The sequence below is a fragment of the Dehalococcoidales bacterium genome, assembly GCA_041652735.1.
GTDB lineage: Bacteria > Chloroflexota > Dehalococcoidia > Dehalococcoidales > RBG-16-60-22 > RBG-13-51-18.
The window spans coordinates 1-13,453 of record JBAZGT010000039.1 but is presented as its reverse complement, the minus strand read 5'-3'; the positions used below and the strand labels follow the sequence as shown (position 1 = coordinate 13,453).

Annotated in this window: 17 protein-coding genes; 12 read left to right on the top strand and 5 right to left on the bottom strand. The window is 57.8% G+C overall.

The window, feature by feature from the left end:
- Positions 1-137: 137 nt before the first annotated feature.
- The 8 genes from WC370_11010 (at position 138) to WC370_10975 (ending at position 6,426) form a co-directional block, all read left to right on the top strand.
- Complete coding sequence (locus WC370_11010) at positions 138-884, top strand: acyl-CoA dehydratase activase (protein ID MFA5309992.1); 747 nt, start codon at positions 138-140, stop codon at positions 882-884.
- Positions 885-993: 109 nt separating this feature from the next.
- Entirely contained in the window at positions 994-2,064 is a 1,071-nt protein-coding gene (yedE, locus tag WC370_11005) for a YedE family putative selenium transporter (protein MFA5309991.1), read from the top strand.
- Between the two features lie 9 nt (positions 2,065-2,073).
- A complete protein-coding gene (locus WC370_11000) occupies positions 2,074-2,613 on the top strand; it encodes a DUF3343 domain-containing protein (protein MFA5309990.1) in 540 nt (179 codons plus the stop codon).
- Positions 2,613-3,500, top strand: coding sequence for an NAD(P)H-hydrate dehydratase (locus WC370_10995; protein MFA5309989.1), 888 nt, complete (start codon positions 2,613-2,615; stop codon positions 3,498-3,500). The genes WC370_11000 and WC370_10995 overlap by 1 nt, the downstream gene beginning before the upstream one ends.
- A gap of 1 nt (position 3,501) precedes the next feature.
- A complete protein-coding gene (locus WC370_10990; GenBank protein MFA5309988.1) occupies positions 3,502-3,720 on the top strand; it encodes a sulfurtransferase TusA family protein in 219 nt (72 codons plus the stop codon).
- A 16-nt stretch (positions 3,721-3,736) separates the two neighbouring features.
- Complete coding sequence (gene yedF, locus WC370_10985) at positions 3,737-4,096, top strand: sulfurtransferase-like selenium metabolism protein YedF (GenBank protein MFA5309987.1); 360 nt, start codon at positions 3,737-3,739, stop codon at positions 4,094-4,096.
- 15 nt (positions 4,097-4,111) lie between these two features.
- On the top strand, positions 4,112-5,161 hold the full coding sequence (gene selD / locus WC370_10980; protein MFA5309986.1) for a selenide, water dikinase SelD: 1,050 nt from the start codon (positions 4,112-4,114) through the stop codon (positions 5,159-5,161).
- Positions 5,162-5,835: 674 nt separating this feature from the next.
- Entirely contained in the window at positions 5,836-6,426 is a 591-nt protein-coding gene (locus WC370_10975) for a hypothetical protein (GenBank protein ID MFA5309985.1), read from the top strand.
- A gap of 148 nt (positions 6,427-6,574) precedes the next feature.
- Here WC370_10975 and WC370_10970 read toward each other — a convergent pair whose 3' ends face one another.
- From WC370_10970 to WC370_10960, 3 genes are all read right to left on the bottom strand, one after another.
- Positions 6,575-6,856, bottom strand: a complete 282-nt coding sequence (locus tag WC370_10970) for a GIY-YIG nuclease family protein (GenBank protein MFA5309984.1) — start codon at positions 6,854-6,856, stop codon at positions 6,575-6,577.
- Positions 6,857-7,062: 206 nt separating this feature from the next.
- On the bottom strand, positions 7,063-7,419 hold the full coding sequence (locus tag WC370_10965) for a hypothetical protein (protein ID MFA5309983.1): 357 nt from the start codon (positions 7,417-7,419) through the stop codon (positions 7,063-7,065).
- Positions 7,406-8,191, bottom strand: a complete 786-nt coding sequence (locus WC370_10960; protein MFA5309982.1) for an AAA family ATPase — start codon at positions 8,189-8,191, stop codon at positions 7,406-7,408. The genes WC370_10965 and WC370_10960 overlap by 14 nt, the downstream gene beginning before the upstream one ends.
- A gap of 247 nt (positions 8,192-8,438) precedes the next feature.
- On the opposite strand from WC370_10960, the gene WC370_10955 reads away from it, so the two are divergent.
- The 3 genes from WC370_10955 to WC370_10945 are packed head-to-tail and all read left to right on the top strand — an operon-like array spanning position 8,439 to position 9,580.
- Positions 8,439-8,801, top strand: coding sequence for a DUF2089 domain-containing protein (locus tag WC370_10955; GenBank protein MFA5309981.1), 363 nt, complete (start codon positions 8,439-8,441; stop codon positions 8,799-8,801).
- Positions 8,798-9,076 (top strand): hypothetical protein, encoded by a 279-nt coding sequence (locus tag WC370_10950; GenBank protein ID MFA5309980.1) that lies wholly within the window; start codon positions 8,798-8,800, stop codon positions 9,074-9,076. Before WC370_10955 ends, WC370_10950 begins: the two co-directional genes overlap by 4 nt.
- Positions 9,077-9,094: 18 nt before the next feature.
- Positions 9,095-9,580 (top strand): hypothetical protein, encoded by a 486-nt coding sequence (locus WC370_10945; protein ID MFA5309979.1) that lies wholly within the window; start codon positions 9,095-9,097, stop codon positions 9,578-9,580.
- Between the two features lie 71 nt (positions 9,581-9,651).
- Here the strand turns inward: WC370_10945 and WC370_10940 are convergent, their stop codons facing one another.
- Complete coding sequence (locus tag WC370_10940; protein MFA5309978.1) at positions 9,652-10,410, bottom strand: SDR family oxidoreductase; 759 nt, start codon at positions 10,408-10,410, stop codon at positions 9,652-9,654.
- A 221-nt stretch (positions 10,411-10,631) separates the two neighbouring features.
- Here WC370_10940 and WC370_10935 point away from each other — a divergent pair, with 221 nt between their 5' ends.
- Positions 10,632-12,476: an aldehyde ferredoxin oxidoreductase family protein gene (locus WC370_10935; GenBank protein MFA5309977.1), complete on the top strand. Its 1,845-nt coding sequence runs from the start codon at positions 10,632-10,634 to the stop codon at positions 12,474-12,476.
- 203 nt (positions 12,477-12,679) lie between these two features.
- On the opposite strand, the gene WC370_10930 is transcribed toward WC370_10935, so the two are convergent.
- On the bottom strand, positions 12,680-13,036 hold the full coding sequence (locus WC370_10930; protein ID MFA5309976.1) for a hypothetical protein: 357 nt from the start codon (positions 13,034-13,036) through the stop codon (positions 12,680-12,682).
- Positions 13,037-13,453: the final 417 nt, after the last annotated feature.

The following is a 13,453-nucleotide window of genomic DNA, read 5'->3' as shown; positions in this document are numbered from 1 at the left end:
TCTGGTTCAGTTTCTTAAAGCTTGGTTTACTAGATGAAACCAAAGGAAAAGTGTTACCTATGTCCCCGGTCTAAAGTGTAACCTATGTCCCAGTTTGCACAGAGGGAGAGGGGCCGAAAATAAATGGAGATAACCGCATGACGCTTTATGCCGGCCTGGATGCAGGCTCCCGTACCGTCAAACTGGTGCTGTACGATGGCGCCGTCCGGGAAGCTGTAGTCGTCCCCACCGGGGTCAACCCCCTCCAGCGCTGTAAAGAATTGCTGGCGGATAAGAAGTTTGACGCCCTGGTGGTGACCGGCTACGGCCGTCACCTGGTGGCGCCGGTGCTGGGGGGACGCATCGTCTCGGAGATTAAGGCTTTCGCCGTGGGGTCCCGGCACCTGGTGCCGGAGTGCCATACGGTTATCGATATCGGCGGGCAGGACTGCAAGGTCATCCTGCTTTCTGATAACGGGGATGTGCACAAGTTTGAAATGAACGACCGCTGCGCCGCCGGCACCGGTAAATTCCTGGAGATAATGGCGGACACGCTGGAGATGGATATCGCGGACATCGGCGGCCTGGCCCTAAAAGCCACTAAAGTTATCCGCATCAACAGCCTCTGCACCGTCTTCGCCGAGTCGGAGGTCGTCTCCCTCATCGCCAAAGGCGAGGAAACCAGCACCATCGCCCTCGCCCTGCACGCTGCCATCACGGAGCGCATCGCCGCCATGGTCAAGCGCACCGGGGTCAGGGAAAAGGTGGTCTTTGCCGGCGGCGGCTCCTATAATCGATGCCTCAAGCAGCTGCTGGAAAAGGCGCTGGGCACCGAGCTTACCGTACCGGCCTCGCCGCAGACCGCGGGCGCCCTGGGGGCCGCCCTTTTAGCCGTAACGCTTTGATTATTCGTGGAAAGGGGTGAATGCATGCCGCCTTGAACAGTCGCGTGTCAGGGTTCTGGAATCTAGGGTTTTCCTGTTTACCGGGAATTATTTAAGAAGGGAGAACGTCTTGAAAAACAAGAGAATTTGGATTATCGTGGCCGGGCTCATCTTCGGCGTCCTCGGGGCTTTGATGGTCAACTGGGGCAACCCCGCCAACATGGGCATCTGCGTTGCCTGCTTTATCCGGGACATATCCGGCGCCATCGGCCTCCAGAACAAGGTCATGTACCTCCGGCCGGAGATAATCGGTTTTGTGCTCGGTGCGTTTGTTACCGCTTACGGTTTCCGGGAGTTCCGCTCCAGGGGCGGCTCCTCGCCTATAATCAGGTTTTTGCTGGGCGCCTTCGTGATGATTGGCGCGCTGGTCTTCCTCGGCTGTCCCGTGCGCATGATGCTGCGCCTGGCCGGCGGCGACCTTAACGGCCTCACCGCGCTGGCGGGGCTTATCGTGGGCGTGGTGGCGGGCATCATCTTCCTGAAAAGGGGTTTCAACCTGGGGCGCGCGGTCAAGGGCCCGGCCATTGCCGGCTGGGTTATGCCGGCGCTGATGGTGGGCCTGCTCCTGTTCGCCATTTTCAAGCCCGGTTTCCTCATGGTCAGTGACAAAGGCCCCGGCTCCCTGTTCGTCCCGCTGGCGGTAGCGCTGGTGGTCGGCCTGGGCGTGGGTTTTCTGGCGCAGAGGACGCGCATGTGCTTTGTCGGCGGCTGGCGCGACCTTTTCCTCACTAAAGACACCTATCTTATCAGCGGCATCCTGGCTTTCTTCGTGGCCGCTTTGATCACCAACTACGCCGCCGGCAACTTCGGCGCGGGCGGCATCTATCACTGGGGCTTCACCAGCGAACCTATCGCCCACAACATGCACCTGTGGAATTTCCTGGGCATGGGGCTGGTCGGTCTGGCGGCGACGCTTTTGGGCGGCTGCCCGCTGCGCCAGCTTATCCTCACCGGTGAAGGCGATACGGATGCCGGCGTCACTATCCTGGGACTCTTCGCCGGGGCGGCTTTAGCCCACAACTTCTCGCTGGCTTCCAGCGGGACCGGCACGGGCACCTGGGGGCCGGTTGCGGTTATAATAGGATTAGTGTTCTGTTTGTTTATCGGCTTCTTCATGAGGGAAGGGGCCAAGGCAACCTAGGAGTGAATCATGGCGGTATTTAAAAACAGTCGGCCGGCCTTAGAGGGCGGCGGCCTGGTCCTTTTCGACGCCGTCCCGGAGGCGATGCGGGGGGAAAAAGCCCTGAAAAAAGCGGGCTATCAGGTAAAGCTGGTGGCCCCGCCCCCGGAGCTCCGCCGCGGCTGTGACCTGGCCCTGGAGATAAACCTGGTGGAGCAGCCCGGCATAGAAAGGCTGCTGGAAAAGCAGGACGTGCTCTTCATCGAGGTCAGGCCGCTGAAAAACAGCGCCGCCGCCATACTGGAGCTGGTCAGGGTCACGGACTTCGGCGACTGGCTGATGGTGAAAGCCGCCAATATGAAGCTTACCTTTGAGAAAAAGACCGGCATCATCGTCAATACTTCCGGCGGCGGCTGCCCGGATATCCCCGTCCTTCACGCCGCCATGCTGGATAAAAGAGTGGACCAAGCCCCCCGCCCCCGTGACATCGGCTTTACCCTCTGCGCCCTCATGCTGGATAGGGCGCTGGAAGAAGCCATTAACCTTTACCGGGGAGGTGAACGGCCTTGATGCTGATTGCCGGGGTTATCCCCATCGCGGACCTGCCCCTCACTTACGGGGGCGTGAGCTTTGACGGCGCTGATTTGCTCATCGATGGCCGGCGCGTACCCTGCACCCAGGGCACCGGCGCTATGGTCTCCGCCGCCCTGGCCACCACCTCTTACCTTAAGGTAGCGGCCCCTTGCGCGCTGCTGGCCGGGGACATGGGCAAGGGCGACGGCAGCCGCGCCATCTACGAGTACCTCATCGCCAACATCGCGGAGCTGGCGCCGGACGTGCTGGCCCTGCACTATTGCCTGCCGGACATGAACCTGACGCGGCGATTGCTGGCGAGTGTGGCCAAATGCGCTAAACGCCCGGTGCTGATTGCCGATGCCGCCTCGATGTATGCCGCCAAGGCGGCGGGGCTGGCCCCGTCTTTTGACGTTTTTACGCCGGACGCCGCCGAGACCGCTTTCCTGGCCGACCCCGCGGCCACCCACCCCGCTTACGTAAAGTTCCTGACCTATAACGCGGTGGACAAGATGCCGGAGCTGATAAAACAGGCTTACGCGCATAAAAACGCCGCCAAACTGATGCTGGTCAAAGGCGCGACGGACTACATCGTCCGGGAGGGGGAAATCCTGGCCACGGTCAGTGAGCCGGATGTCCCGGACATGGAGCCTATCGGCGGTACGGGGGATACCATTACCGGCATGTTGACCGCTTTCATCGGCGCCGGGCTGGAGCCTCATGAGGCCGCCATTATCGCCGCTAAAGCCAACCGTATGGCGGGGCAAATGGCGGCGGTGACCCCGGCCACCCGGGTCAGCGGCGTGGTGGCGCAGTTGCCGGCGGTTTTCAAGAAATACCTCTGCGCCTGGAGTGGAGTTTGTATTAACGGAGGAGTAGAATAAAATGACACAGATTGATGTACGCGGGCTTTCCTGTCCCATCCCTGTAGTCAAGACTAAAAAAGCTATGGACGCCAACCCCGGGGAAGTCCTTTCCGTGCTGCTGGAAACGGAAACTTCCAAAGAGAACGTGTCCCGGCTGGCCGCCGGCCGCGGCTATGCCGTCAAGGAAGCTAAAGTGGGGGGAGAGTATGTCCTCACGCTGACGCCCCCCGCCAAATAAAACACGGGAGAAAACTATGGCTCGAGCCGGAGTAAATAAAAACGCCGTCACCGTGCTCATCACCGGCGATAAGCTCGGCCGGGGGGATGACCGGCTGGGGGAAATCCTGATGAAGTCGTTCCTTAACACGCTGTGGGACTCGGACCCGAAACCGCGGCGGATAATTTTCATCAACAGCGGCGTCCTCCTGGCCGCGGAAGGCTCCGGGGTTCTGGATACCCTGGAGCTGCTCCGGCAGGCCGGGGTGTCTATCCTTTCCTGCGGCACCTGCCTGGACTTTTACGAGCTGCGGGCGAAGCTGCAAGCCGGCGAGGTTACCAAAATGCCGGATATCGTGGCGCACCTGCTGGCGGCGGACAAGGTCGTTACTATCTAATCGGAGGTGGCTTGAATGGATGATGAGGTTAAAAAACTGCGCCTCACCGAGACCGTTCATGGTGCGGGTTGAGCTTGTAAGATAGGTCCGGGCGACCTCGCTAAAGTGCTCGCCGGGCTGCCTTTTCAGTCCGACCCCAATCTCATCGCGGGCATGGAGCGGGCGGAGGACGCCGGCGTCTATAAACTTACCCCCGACCTCGCTATCGTGCAGACGGTGGACTTCTTTACGCCGATTGTCGATGACCCCTACGACTTCGGGCGCATCGCCGTGGCCAATTCCCTGAGTGATGTCTATGCCATGGGCGGCAAGCCCATCACGGCGCTGAACGTCGTCTGCTTCCCTAAAGATACTATGGACTTCGCCATCTTGCGGGAGGTGCTGCGGGGCGGCCTCGACCAGATGCACCAGGCCGGGGTAATCCTGCTGGGCGGCCATACCGTGGACGACCCCGAGCTGAAGTACGGGCTGGCCGTGACCGGCACCATCCACCCGGATAAAGTGGTGCATAACGGCACCGCCCAAGCCGGCGATAAGCTCATTCTCACCAAGCCGCTGGGCACCGGCATCATCAGCACCGCCATCAAGGGCGACTTCGCCAGCGCGGCCGCTATCGCCCGCGTGACCGACTCCATGGCTGCCCTCAACCGCGCCGCCTCTGAAATCATGCAGGAGGTGGGCGTCCACGCCTGCAAGGACATTACCGGCTTCGGGCTGCTGGGCCATGCCGGCGAGATGCTGGAGGGCGCGGACATCGGACTGGAAATAGATGCCGCCGCCGTGCCGGTCTTCCCGGAGGCTAAAGATTATGCCGCGATGGGCATGGTGCCCGGCGGCACCGGCCGCAACCGGGAGTACCGCCAGCACATGGTGGATATGGGCGCGGACGTGCCCCAGATTCTCCAGGACATCCTCTATGACCCCCAGACCTCCGGCGGCCTGCTCATCGCCGTGCCGGCGGCCAAGGCATCAAAACTGTTAAAAAAACTGCACGCCCAGGGCGTGAAAGAAGCGGCCATCATCGGCCGCGTGACAGCTAACCGGGGCCGCATCAAAGTGGCATGACACCCCCTTATCCCCCCGCTCACCCTGAGTGAGCGACTTTGTCGCCATCCCGCACCGATTCGTACCTCATCCGGTGTCCCGCATGACCATAGGGAATCGGGACATGACGCAGGAATCGGGACCTGTCGAAGGGTCCAGCGCAAACGGGAATCCGCTCCTTGACTTGTCATTGCGAGGAGCGCAGCGACGAAGCAATCTCACTCATTTATAAACTCACCGTCATCCCCGGTCTTAATAACACTATCCCCAAATCTCAACAATCAATCGCTCCCTCTCTGCCAGCGGAGAGGGAGCCGGAAGAAAAGGCCAGCCACCCATCCCCTCAATCTCCTAATTACTAACTACAAATTACTAATTACCTCCTCTCCTCCGCGTCATCTTCCCCTTCCTTTTCCCCGTTCACCCCTCTATACTGATAACTGTAAACTGTTTACTATAAACTGTTTACTATAAACTCTCCCTTACCCCGCTTAACATAAACAAAAAAACAAATGCCCGGATTTTGAAGCTGAATTGACATAAACAAAAAAACAATTCCCGCGTTCGGCTCACTCGTAAAAGAAGGAAAAAAATAAAAAAAACAAATAAACAAAGCGTCATTGATAACCGCCCGTCACGGTTGACAAAATGCCCGTCTTTGCCTAGAGTTGGGTGGTGAGAAACCGGAGGCCGGCATGAGCATCTGGCACATATTGGGTTTCCCCGCGGCGCGGGACCTGCGGCGCCGGACCGTCTGCGCGGCCATAAGGCAGCTCCGCAAAATCGAGTTCTTTTACCGCGGCGGTTCCCGCACGGCGGAGCCTTACTGCCTGGGCATCACCCTCAAAGGCGAAGCTGACAACGAGTCGCTCATCTGCTACCAGACGGCGGGCTTCAGCGAGCTGGGCGCGGTGCCGGGCTGGCAGCTCTACCGCGCCTCGGAGATGGATGATATCCGGGTATTAAATGACCAATTCGATGGCGACCGCCCGGAGTTCGACCTTGATTACCTGGAGATGGCCCGGATATTCTGCTACGTCCGCCCGGCGGAAAAGCCCTGTACGGCTTTAACCCGGCCTGTCGCGGCGCCGGTGACGGCTTCCCTGACCCACAATGAGCTGATGGCCCGGTTCCGCTATGCCCATCCCCTCCCCATCAAGGCGCTAAGGACTAAAGTGTGGCCGGAACCCCTGGTCAGACCCTTCCCGGAACGCCCAGAATCAAAAATAAAGCCCCCCGCGCCCTTTCCGGCAGTAACTCTATACCCGGTGGGGCAGGCGGCCTGAAATAAAGTCCTGGATGATGTAGTCCCCGCTGCCTTATCCCCCCTCTGGATTCCGGCTGGAGTTTATACTGAGCGAAGCGAACGTGCCGGAATGACAATGATTAAGCTTTACAATATCTTGTCATCCCGATGAAAATCGGGATCCAGGTTCAAAGAATTTGTGGATAAATGTCTTCCCAGAGAGGATTGGCTTTCTCAATCAGCTCCAGCTTCCATTTCCTTTGCCAGGACTTGAGCTGCTTTTCACGACTGATTGCCGCTTCAATGTTTTCACACTGTTCAAAATGAACCAGGGTGTGAACGCGGTACTTTCGGGTAAATCCTTTGATTAAGCCCTGTTTATGTTCATAAACACGCCTGATAAGGTCGTTGGTGACGCCTATGTAAAGTGTCCCGTTGCGTTGGCTTGCCAGAATATAAACATAATACACTTCAGTAGTACCTGGATTCCGGCCTGCGCCGGAATGACAACGGAGAAGGATTGAAGTAACAGCGCCCCGCCCCTTTTCCCCCTCTGGATTCCGGCTGGAGTTTATGCTGAGCGAAGCGAACGTGCCGGAATGACAACCGTTTATATTCCCGGTAAGTTCTCCATCGTCCCCCTTTGGTAAAGGGGGAGCGAGAGGGTTTTTGAAATTTACTTCTTCAGCTGCGCGGCTACCCGGTTTAACAGCTCCTGGTCGTCCTTGACGCCGCGCACATCCAGCTCGGTCTTGCGGAAGGCCCGCACCATCGCCTCTATCAGCCGGGTCTTGCTCAGCTTTTTCCCCCCGCTGAACTTGGCCGTGGATGCCAGCGACTCCAGATAGGCGTCCTCATCGCGGTTGAGGAAGACGGAAAGTTTTATCATGGACGCGCGGGATGCCGGTACGGGCACGGCGGGTCCGGGCGGTTTTGCCTCCGGGGCTGCCGCGGGGCGGTCGCCGCCGGTAAAGCGGTCGAGGGCGGAAGTTTTGGGGTAAGCGATGTCCTCGGTGATTTTAACTCTTTTCATGCAGCACCTCTTTAGCCAGTAATCTGTAAGCTTCCGCTCCTTCGGAAGTAGGGGCGTATTTCAGTATGGTCATCCCGGCGGCCGGGGCCTCTTTAAAACGGACGCTGACGGGTATGGCCGTCTCGAACACCCTTATCCTGCTGCCGAAAGCCCGCTTCGTCACCTCGATGACTTCACGGCTGTGCAGGGTGCGGGGGTTGGTCATGGTGAAAAGTATCCCCAGTATCTCCAGGGAGGGATTTATCCTTTCCTGTACGCGGATGATGGTATTTAAAAGCATCGCCAGCCCCTTCATGGCCAGAAAGTCCGCCTGCAAAGGAATCAAGACGCTGTCCGAGGCGCACAGGGCGTTGATGGTCAGCAGCCCCAGGCTGGGCAGGCAGTCCAGCAGGACAAAGTCGTAGTCCTTGCGTATGGCACGGAGCATGTCCTTGAGCACCATTTCCCGCACCGGCACGTTCACAAGGTCGAGCTGCGACTGGGAAAGCTCAACGTTGGCCGGCACCAGGTCGATGTTGCCGTTCCCCGTTTTTATGGCTACGTCCCGCAGGGAATAGCGGTTGTCCTTGCGGATGACGCTGGTGACCACGTCATAGCTGGTCAGGGTGAGGCTTTCCGGGTTCACCCCGAAGCTGATGGTCAGGCTGGCCTGCGGGTCCCAGTCGATGAGGAGCACGCGCTTGTTATGCTCGGCCAGGCCTTCGGCTAAAGCGGCGGCGGTAGTGGTCTTGCCCACGCCGCCTTTCTGATTGGCGATACAGATTACAGGCATAGGTTAAAATCCTCGCTAGATTATAGCGTAATTGCGCAGGTGCGTCCACCGGCAGAGTGGAACGTCGACTATGTACGGTTAACCATCGGGGTGTGACAGGCGGCCGGGCATGCCAATCAGGGAAATACTTAATAAAATTAATATATATCAAAGGAAATATTAATAAAATTAAAAATAGATATTGACAAAATGAATAGTCGACACTATAATATATTAAGAAAATCAATTTTGAGAAAGGTCGGCGGTGATGGCGAAGGAATGGAATGAACTGACCAGGATGACCCAGGGCAAGCCGGTAACGGTAGAGCGCGTCCGGCTTAATGATAGCGATATCGCCATCGAGGGGAGTTTTTCTTTACCGCCCCTGGCTAACCTCCCCCCGGACGACCAGGTCTTCGTCATGGCTTTTGTAAAATGCAGCGGTTCCATCAAAGAGATGGAGCAGATGTTCGGCATAAGTTACCCCACGGTGAAGAACCGCATCAATAAAATCGCCAAACAGCTGGAGTTCGTCCAGATTGAGAAAATATCGCCGACAGAAGAGGTGCTCTCGGAGCTGGAGCAGGGCGATATCACCGCGGAAGAAGCGATAAGGAGGTTATCGAAATGAACCGTCCGCCACTGCTGATGCATGTCAGGATAAAGAACAAGGATACCAACTTCGGACTATGGCTGCCGCTTTTCCTGCTTTTCCCGGTGCTGCTGGTGGTCCTGCTGGCCCTGTCCCCGCTAATCCTTATCGGCCTGCTGATAACGTGGCCCAGCGGCTGGGGTAAATGGGCCTGGCGTTCGCTCAAAGCGGCCTTCGTATCATTGTGGAATTTACGCGGGCTGGACGTGGATATCAAGAACCGGGAAGGATACGTGAGGGTATCCGTTATCTAAAAAAGGGAGGGAAATAAAATGTCTGACACCAAGAAGAAAATACTGGAAATGCTGGCCCAGAACAAAATCAGCGCCGATGAAGCCTACCGGCTGCTCAACGCTTTGAACGACGACGGCAACGGGACGAATAACTCCGGGCACGATAACCGGGGCCACGAGGACGGCGGCCCGGGGATGAAAGTAAAAACCAAGGCCAAATACCTGCGGGTGAGCATCACCCCGCGCGAGGGGGATGAAGTCGAGGACGCTTGCGGCCGCCGCCACGCGGATAAAGTCAACGTGCGCGTGCCCATGTCCTTAATCCGCGCCGGCATCAAGATGAAGTCCCTGATACCGCCGGAGGCCAAGGACAAAATCAACGGCGCCCTGCATGAAAAAGGCATCGACTTCGATATCGATAGCATCAAGAACGAGGATATCGAGGAGCTGATAGAGTCGCTGGGGGACATGGAAGTGGACATCGAGGGGAAGAACGGGGAAAAGGTCAAGGTTTACGTGGAATAAAGATAATCAAACGGGGCGGCAGTTCCCGCGCCGCCCCGTCGCCGTTTCATCGGAATAATATCCCGCTTTTTTTACACCAGCACGCTGCCGCCGTTCACCACAATATACTGTCCGGTAATAAAATCGGAATCGGCGGAAGCCAGGAATACCGCCGTGCCGGGCAAATCGGCCGGCTCTTCACGGCGCTTCAGGCACTGGGCGTCAACCGTAGCGTCGAAGGCCGCCCCCCCGGGGTCCTGGGAAAGTGAAGCCTCGGTAGCGGTAAAGCCGGGCGCGATGCTGTTGACGTTGATGCCGGAGGGCCCCAAAGCCCGCGCCAGGCACTGGGTAAGCGTATAGACGGCGGACTTGGAGCAGGCGTAGGCCATCAGCTGGTGGGCGCCGGAAACTTTAAAGACATCGGATGCTATATTGATGATTTTGCCTTTGCCGGCTTTCACCATCAGCGGGGCCACCGCCTTGCAGCAGAGATAGGTGCCGCGCACGTTAATGGCGAACATGCGGTCCCAGTCCTCCACCGTCCACGCGTCCCAGTCGCGCCGGGCCACGCCGTAGTATAAAGCGGCGTTATTCAGCAGGATGTCCGCCTTGCCGTAAACGCGCATGACCTCCGCCGCCATCTGCCGCGTGGCTTTTTCATCGGAAATATCCGTGAGCATGGCGTGCGCCTCGCCGCCTTTGGCCTTGATTTCCCCGGCCGTGTGCTGCGCCCGCTCCAGGCTGATATCCGGCAGGAGCAGTCTGGCGCCTTCCGCGGCGAACCTTAGGGCGAACTCTTTGCCCAGGCCGCGGCCGGCCCCGGTGATGATAGCTACTTTATCTTTAAGCACGGGGGACATGTCAACCTCCTTAAGCCTTTGCAAGTATGTTAGTATCCTTTTTGTACGGATGTCAACAATGTGCCGTATTTGATGGAATATTAGTTCTAATACAACTAGTACAAGTTACATTCGGCTTACGTTCAAAAATATGATGTTTGACAAATGACAAAAACGCCGTGTAAGCTTTATTTGGAGACCTTATCGGGTCAACCGGAAAATAGGAGGAATACATGGCACACGGTTTCATGGGCAAGATACTATGGGTGGACCTCACCAAAAAGCAGATAAAAGAAGAACCGCTGGATGAAAAGATGGGGCGGGACTTCCTGGGCGGCTACGGGCTGGGCGCCCGGATACTGTTCAATAAACAGAAAGCCGGCGTGGACCCGCTGGGCCCGGAGGCCATCCTGGGCATCGTCACCGGGGTACTGACCGGCACGGACGCCATGGGCGGCTCCCGCTACGTTATGGTGGGGAAATCACCGCTGACCGGCGGCTGGGGCGACGCCAACTCCGGCGGCAACGTAGGGCCTTACCTGAAATTCGCCGGGTATGACGCCGTCTTCTTTACCGGCATCTCAGCCAAGCCGGTGTATTTATTAATCGATAACGGCAAGGCGGAGCTGAAAGACGCCGCTAATCTCTGGGGCAAGGACAGCTTCGAGACGCAGGACATGCTGCGGGCGGAGCACGGCAAAGAGCTGGAGGTGGCCTGTATCGGCCCTTCCGGTGAGAAGATGTGCCGCATCGCCGCGGTCATGAACAACAAGGGCCGGGCGGCCGGCCGCTCCGGTCTCGGCGCGGTCATGGGCTCGAAAAAGCTCAAGGCCATCGCCGTCAAGGGGAATATGAAAGTGCCGGTGGCCGATGAAGCGGCCTCCAAGGAAATGCGCCGGCGGCACCTGGCCAAGAAAAACCCGCGCTCGGCCTTCATGGGCGACTTCGGCACGGCGGCGCTTTTCAACATGTGCTGCGAATCAGACGACGCTCCCACCAAGAACTGGGCGGGGGTGGCGATTATCGACTTCCCCAAGTTCAAAGACCTGGGCGCGGAGCCGGTCAAAGAGCAGCAGCAGAGAAAATACGGGTGCTGGCACTGTCCGGTAGGCTGCGGCGGCATCATGAAGGCCTCCGACGGCGAGTTCAAGTACGATGAGCACGCCCATAAGCCGGAATACGAGACGCTGGCGATGTTCGGCTCCAATCTCCTTAACGACAATCTGGAATCGGTCATCAAGGCCAACGATATCTGCAACCGCTACGGGCTGGACACCATTTCCGCCGGGGCGGCCATCGCTTTCACGCTGGAATGCTATGAAAAGGGCATTATCACCAAGAAGGACACCGGCATCGAGATGAAGTGGGGCGACCCCAAGGCTATCGTCCAGATGACGGAAATGATGGCCAAACGCGAGGGCTTCGGGGACATCATCGCCGACGGCGTCAAGAGAGCCGCGGAGAGGGTCGGCAAAGGCTCGGGGAAATACGCCATCCACGTGGGCGGGCAGGAATACCCGGCCCATGACTCGCGCGGCGGACTGAACTTCGCCATCGGCTACGGGGCGGAACCCACCCCCGGCCGCCACACCCAGGGCGGCGAAGGCCCGCTGCCGGCCGGCGCCATGCCGGAGTACGACCGCGGCAGCCTGAAGGGGCGGGGCTACGCGCACAAGATAGGCGCGGCCATGACCCAGGTCTACAATGCCGCCGGACTGTGCATGATTGTCATCAGCGACGCCTACAACCACATCGACGAGATGATCGAAGCCCTGAAGGTCATCACCGGCTGGGATTTCACCAAGGAAGAGCTGGACAAGACGGGCACGCGCATCGACACGATGCGGCAGGCTTTCAACGCGCGGGAGGGCATCAGCACCCCCTGGAAGCACCACGAGCGCATGCTGGGCAAACCGGCCAAGAAGGTGGGACCCCGCGCCGGGGCCACCCTGGACGAAAGCCAGCTATCCACGGAATACTACGAGGCCGTGGGCTGGGACCCGGAAACGGGCAAACCGAGCAAGGAAGCGCTGGTGGACCTCGGCCTGGAGGACGTGGCTAAAGTACTCTGGCCATAGACAAGTATGGCCGCCAGCGACCAGTTAGCAGCGGGGGAGGGAAGGTAAAAAACCCTCCCCCTTACTTTTGGGATAATAGGCTTCAATTCGTTTTGTAAAAAGGGCCTTTTTTACTTTTTTTATTTTATAGCTGATATGCCTTTTGTTTCCATTTTTCAGCTTCAATTCGTTTTGTTAAAACAGACATTGTTTTACGGTTTCAGCTATGATTCGTCCCGTAAAAATGAGCCGGGGGCGACACCGGCGGTGAGAAGAATATTACGGACGAATTTCTTGAGTTCAGCATTATCCTTCCTATCCAAATGGTATCTGGAACGATACCACTTGACCAGCAGCCGGGAGGCTTCTCCCAGCACACGGCGGTTGCCGGGGTCATAGTTCAGGGCGGAGGTCAGCTTCAGGCGGAGGACAGCCAGCTCCGGCGCGGCGCCGCCGAGGTTAACGATGTTCCAGAAATCACATATTTCCCGGGGCAGCAAATTTGCAGAATAAAAGCCGTGTTTGCGGGCATTCTGGTTGCCTTTCTGACCGCCCCTGGGACGTTTTGGTTTATTTTTCATAGTTTCAGGCCGTACCAAGCAAATAATAGCACGGGCGTTCTATTATAGCCAGAGGGTTTTGTCATGGGGGGGAGTCAAAAACCCCCTTAATCCCCCTTTACGAAAGGGGGACGAGTTACCCCGACATGAGGGCAAGGGTAAAAACCCCCTTAATCCCCCTTTACGAAAGGGGGACGAGTTACCCTGAAAATGCCTCAAACGTACAGTGGATTCCAGCCCCCGATTGTCATACGGGGCGCGGCTTCGCTGGAATGACAGCAGGACCAAAGCGGTTTACCTTACCTTTTCCTCTGTGCAAACTGGGACATAGGTTACACTTTAGACCGGGGACATAGGTAACACTTTTCCTTTGGTTTCATCTAGTAAACCAAGCTTTAAGAAACTGAACCAGACTTCCCAGACTGTGTCTGTAATTTG

Coding starts and splice junctions, on each gene's coding strand:
- WC370_11010 (MFA5309992.1), top strand. CDS start 138: ATGACGCTTTATGCCGGCCTGGATGCAGGCTCCCGTACCGTCAAACTG.
- WC370_11000 (MFA5309990.1), top strand. CDS start 2,074: ATGGCGGTATTTAAAAACAGTCGGCCGGCCTTAGAGGGCGGCGGCCTG.
- WC370_10995 (MFA5309989.1), top strand. CDS start 2,613: ATGCTGATTGCCGGGGTTATCCCCATCGCGGACCTGCCCCTCACTTAC.
- WC370_10990 (MFA5309988.1), top strand. CDS start 3,502: ATGACACAGATTGATGTACGCGGGCTTTCCTGTCCCATCCCTGTAGTC.
- yedF (MFA5309987.1), top strand. CDS start 3,737: ATGGCTCGAGCCGGAGTAAATAAAAACGCCGTCACCGTGCTCATCACC.
- WC370_10975 (MFA5309985.1), top strand. CDS start 5,836: ATGAGCATCTGGCACATATTGGGTTTCCCCGCGGCGCGGGACCTGCGG.
- WC370_10965 (MFA5309983.1), bottom strand. CDS start 7,419: ATGAAAAGAGTTAAAATCACCGAGGACATCGCTTACCCCAAAACTTCC.
- WC370_10960 (MFA5309982.1), bottom strand. CDS start 8,191: ATGCCTGTAATCTGTATCGCCAATCAGAAAGGCGGCGTGGGCAAGACC.
- WC370_10955 (MFA5309981.1), top strand. CDS start 8,439: ATGGCGAAGGAATGGAATGAACTGACCAGGATGACCCAGGGCAAGCCG.
- WC370_10950 (MFA5309980.1), top strand. CDS start 8,798: ATGAACCGTCCGCCACTGCTGATGCATGTCAGGATAAAGAACAAGGAT.
- WC370_10945 (MFA5309979.1), top strand. CDS start 9,095: ATGTCTGACACCAAGAAGAAAATACTGGAAATGCTGGCCCAGAACAAA.
- WC370_10935 (MFA5309977.1), top strand. CDS start 10,632: ATGGCACACGGTTTCATGGGCAAGATACTATGGGTGGACCTCACCAAA.
- WC370_10930 (MFA5309976.1), bottom strand. CDS start 13,036: ATGAAAAATAAACCAAAACGTCCCAGGGGCGGTCAGAAAGGCAACCAG.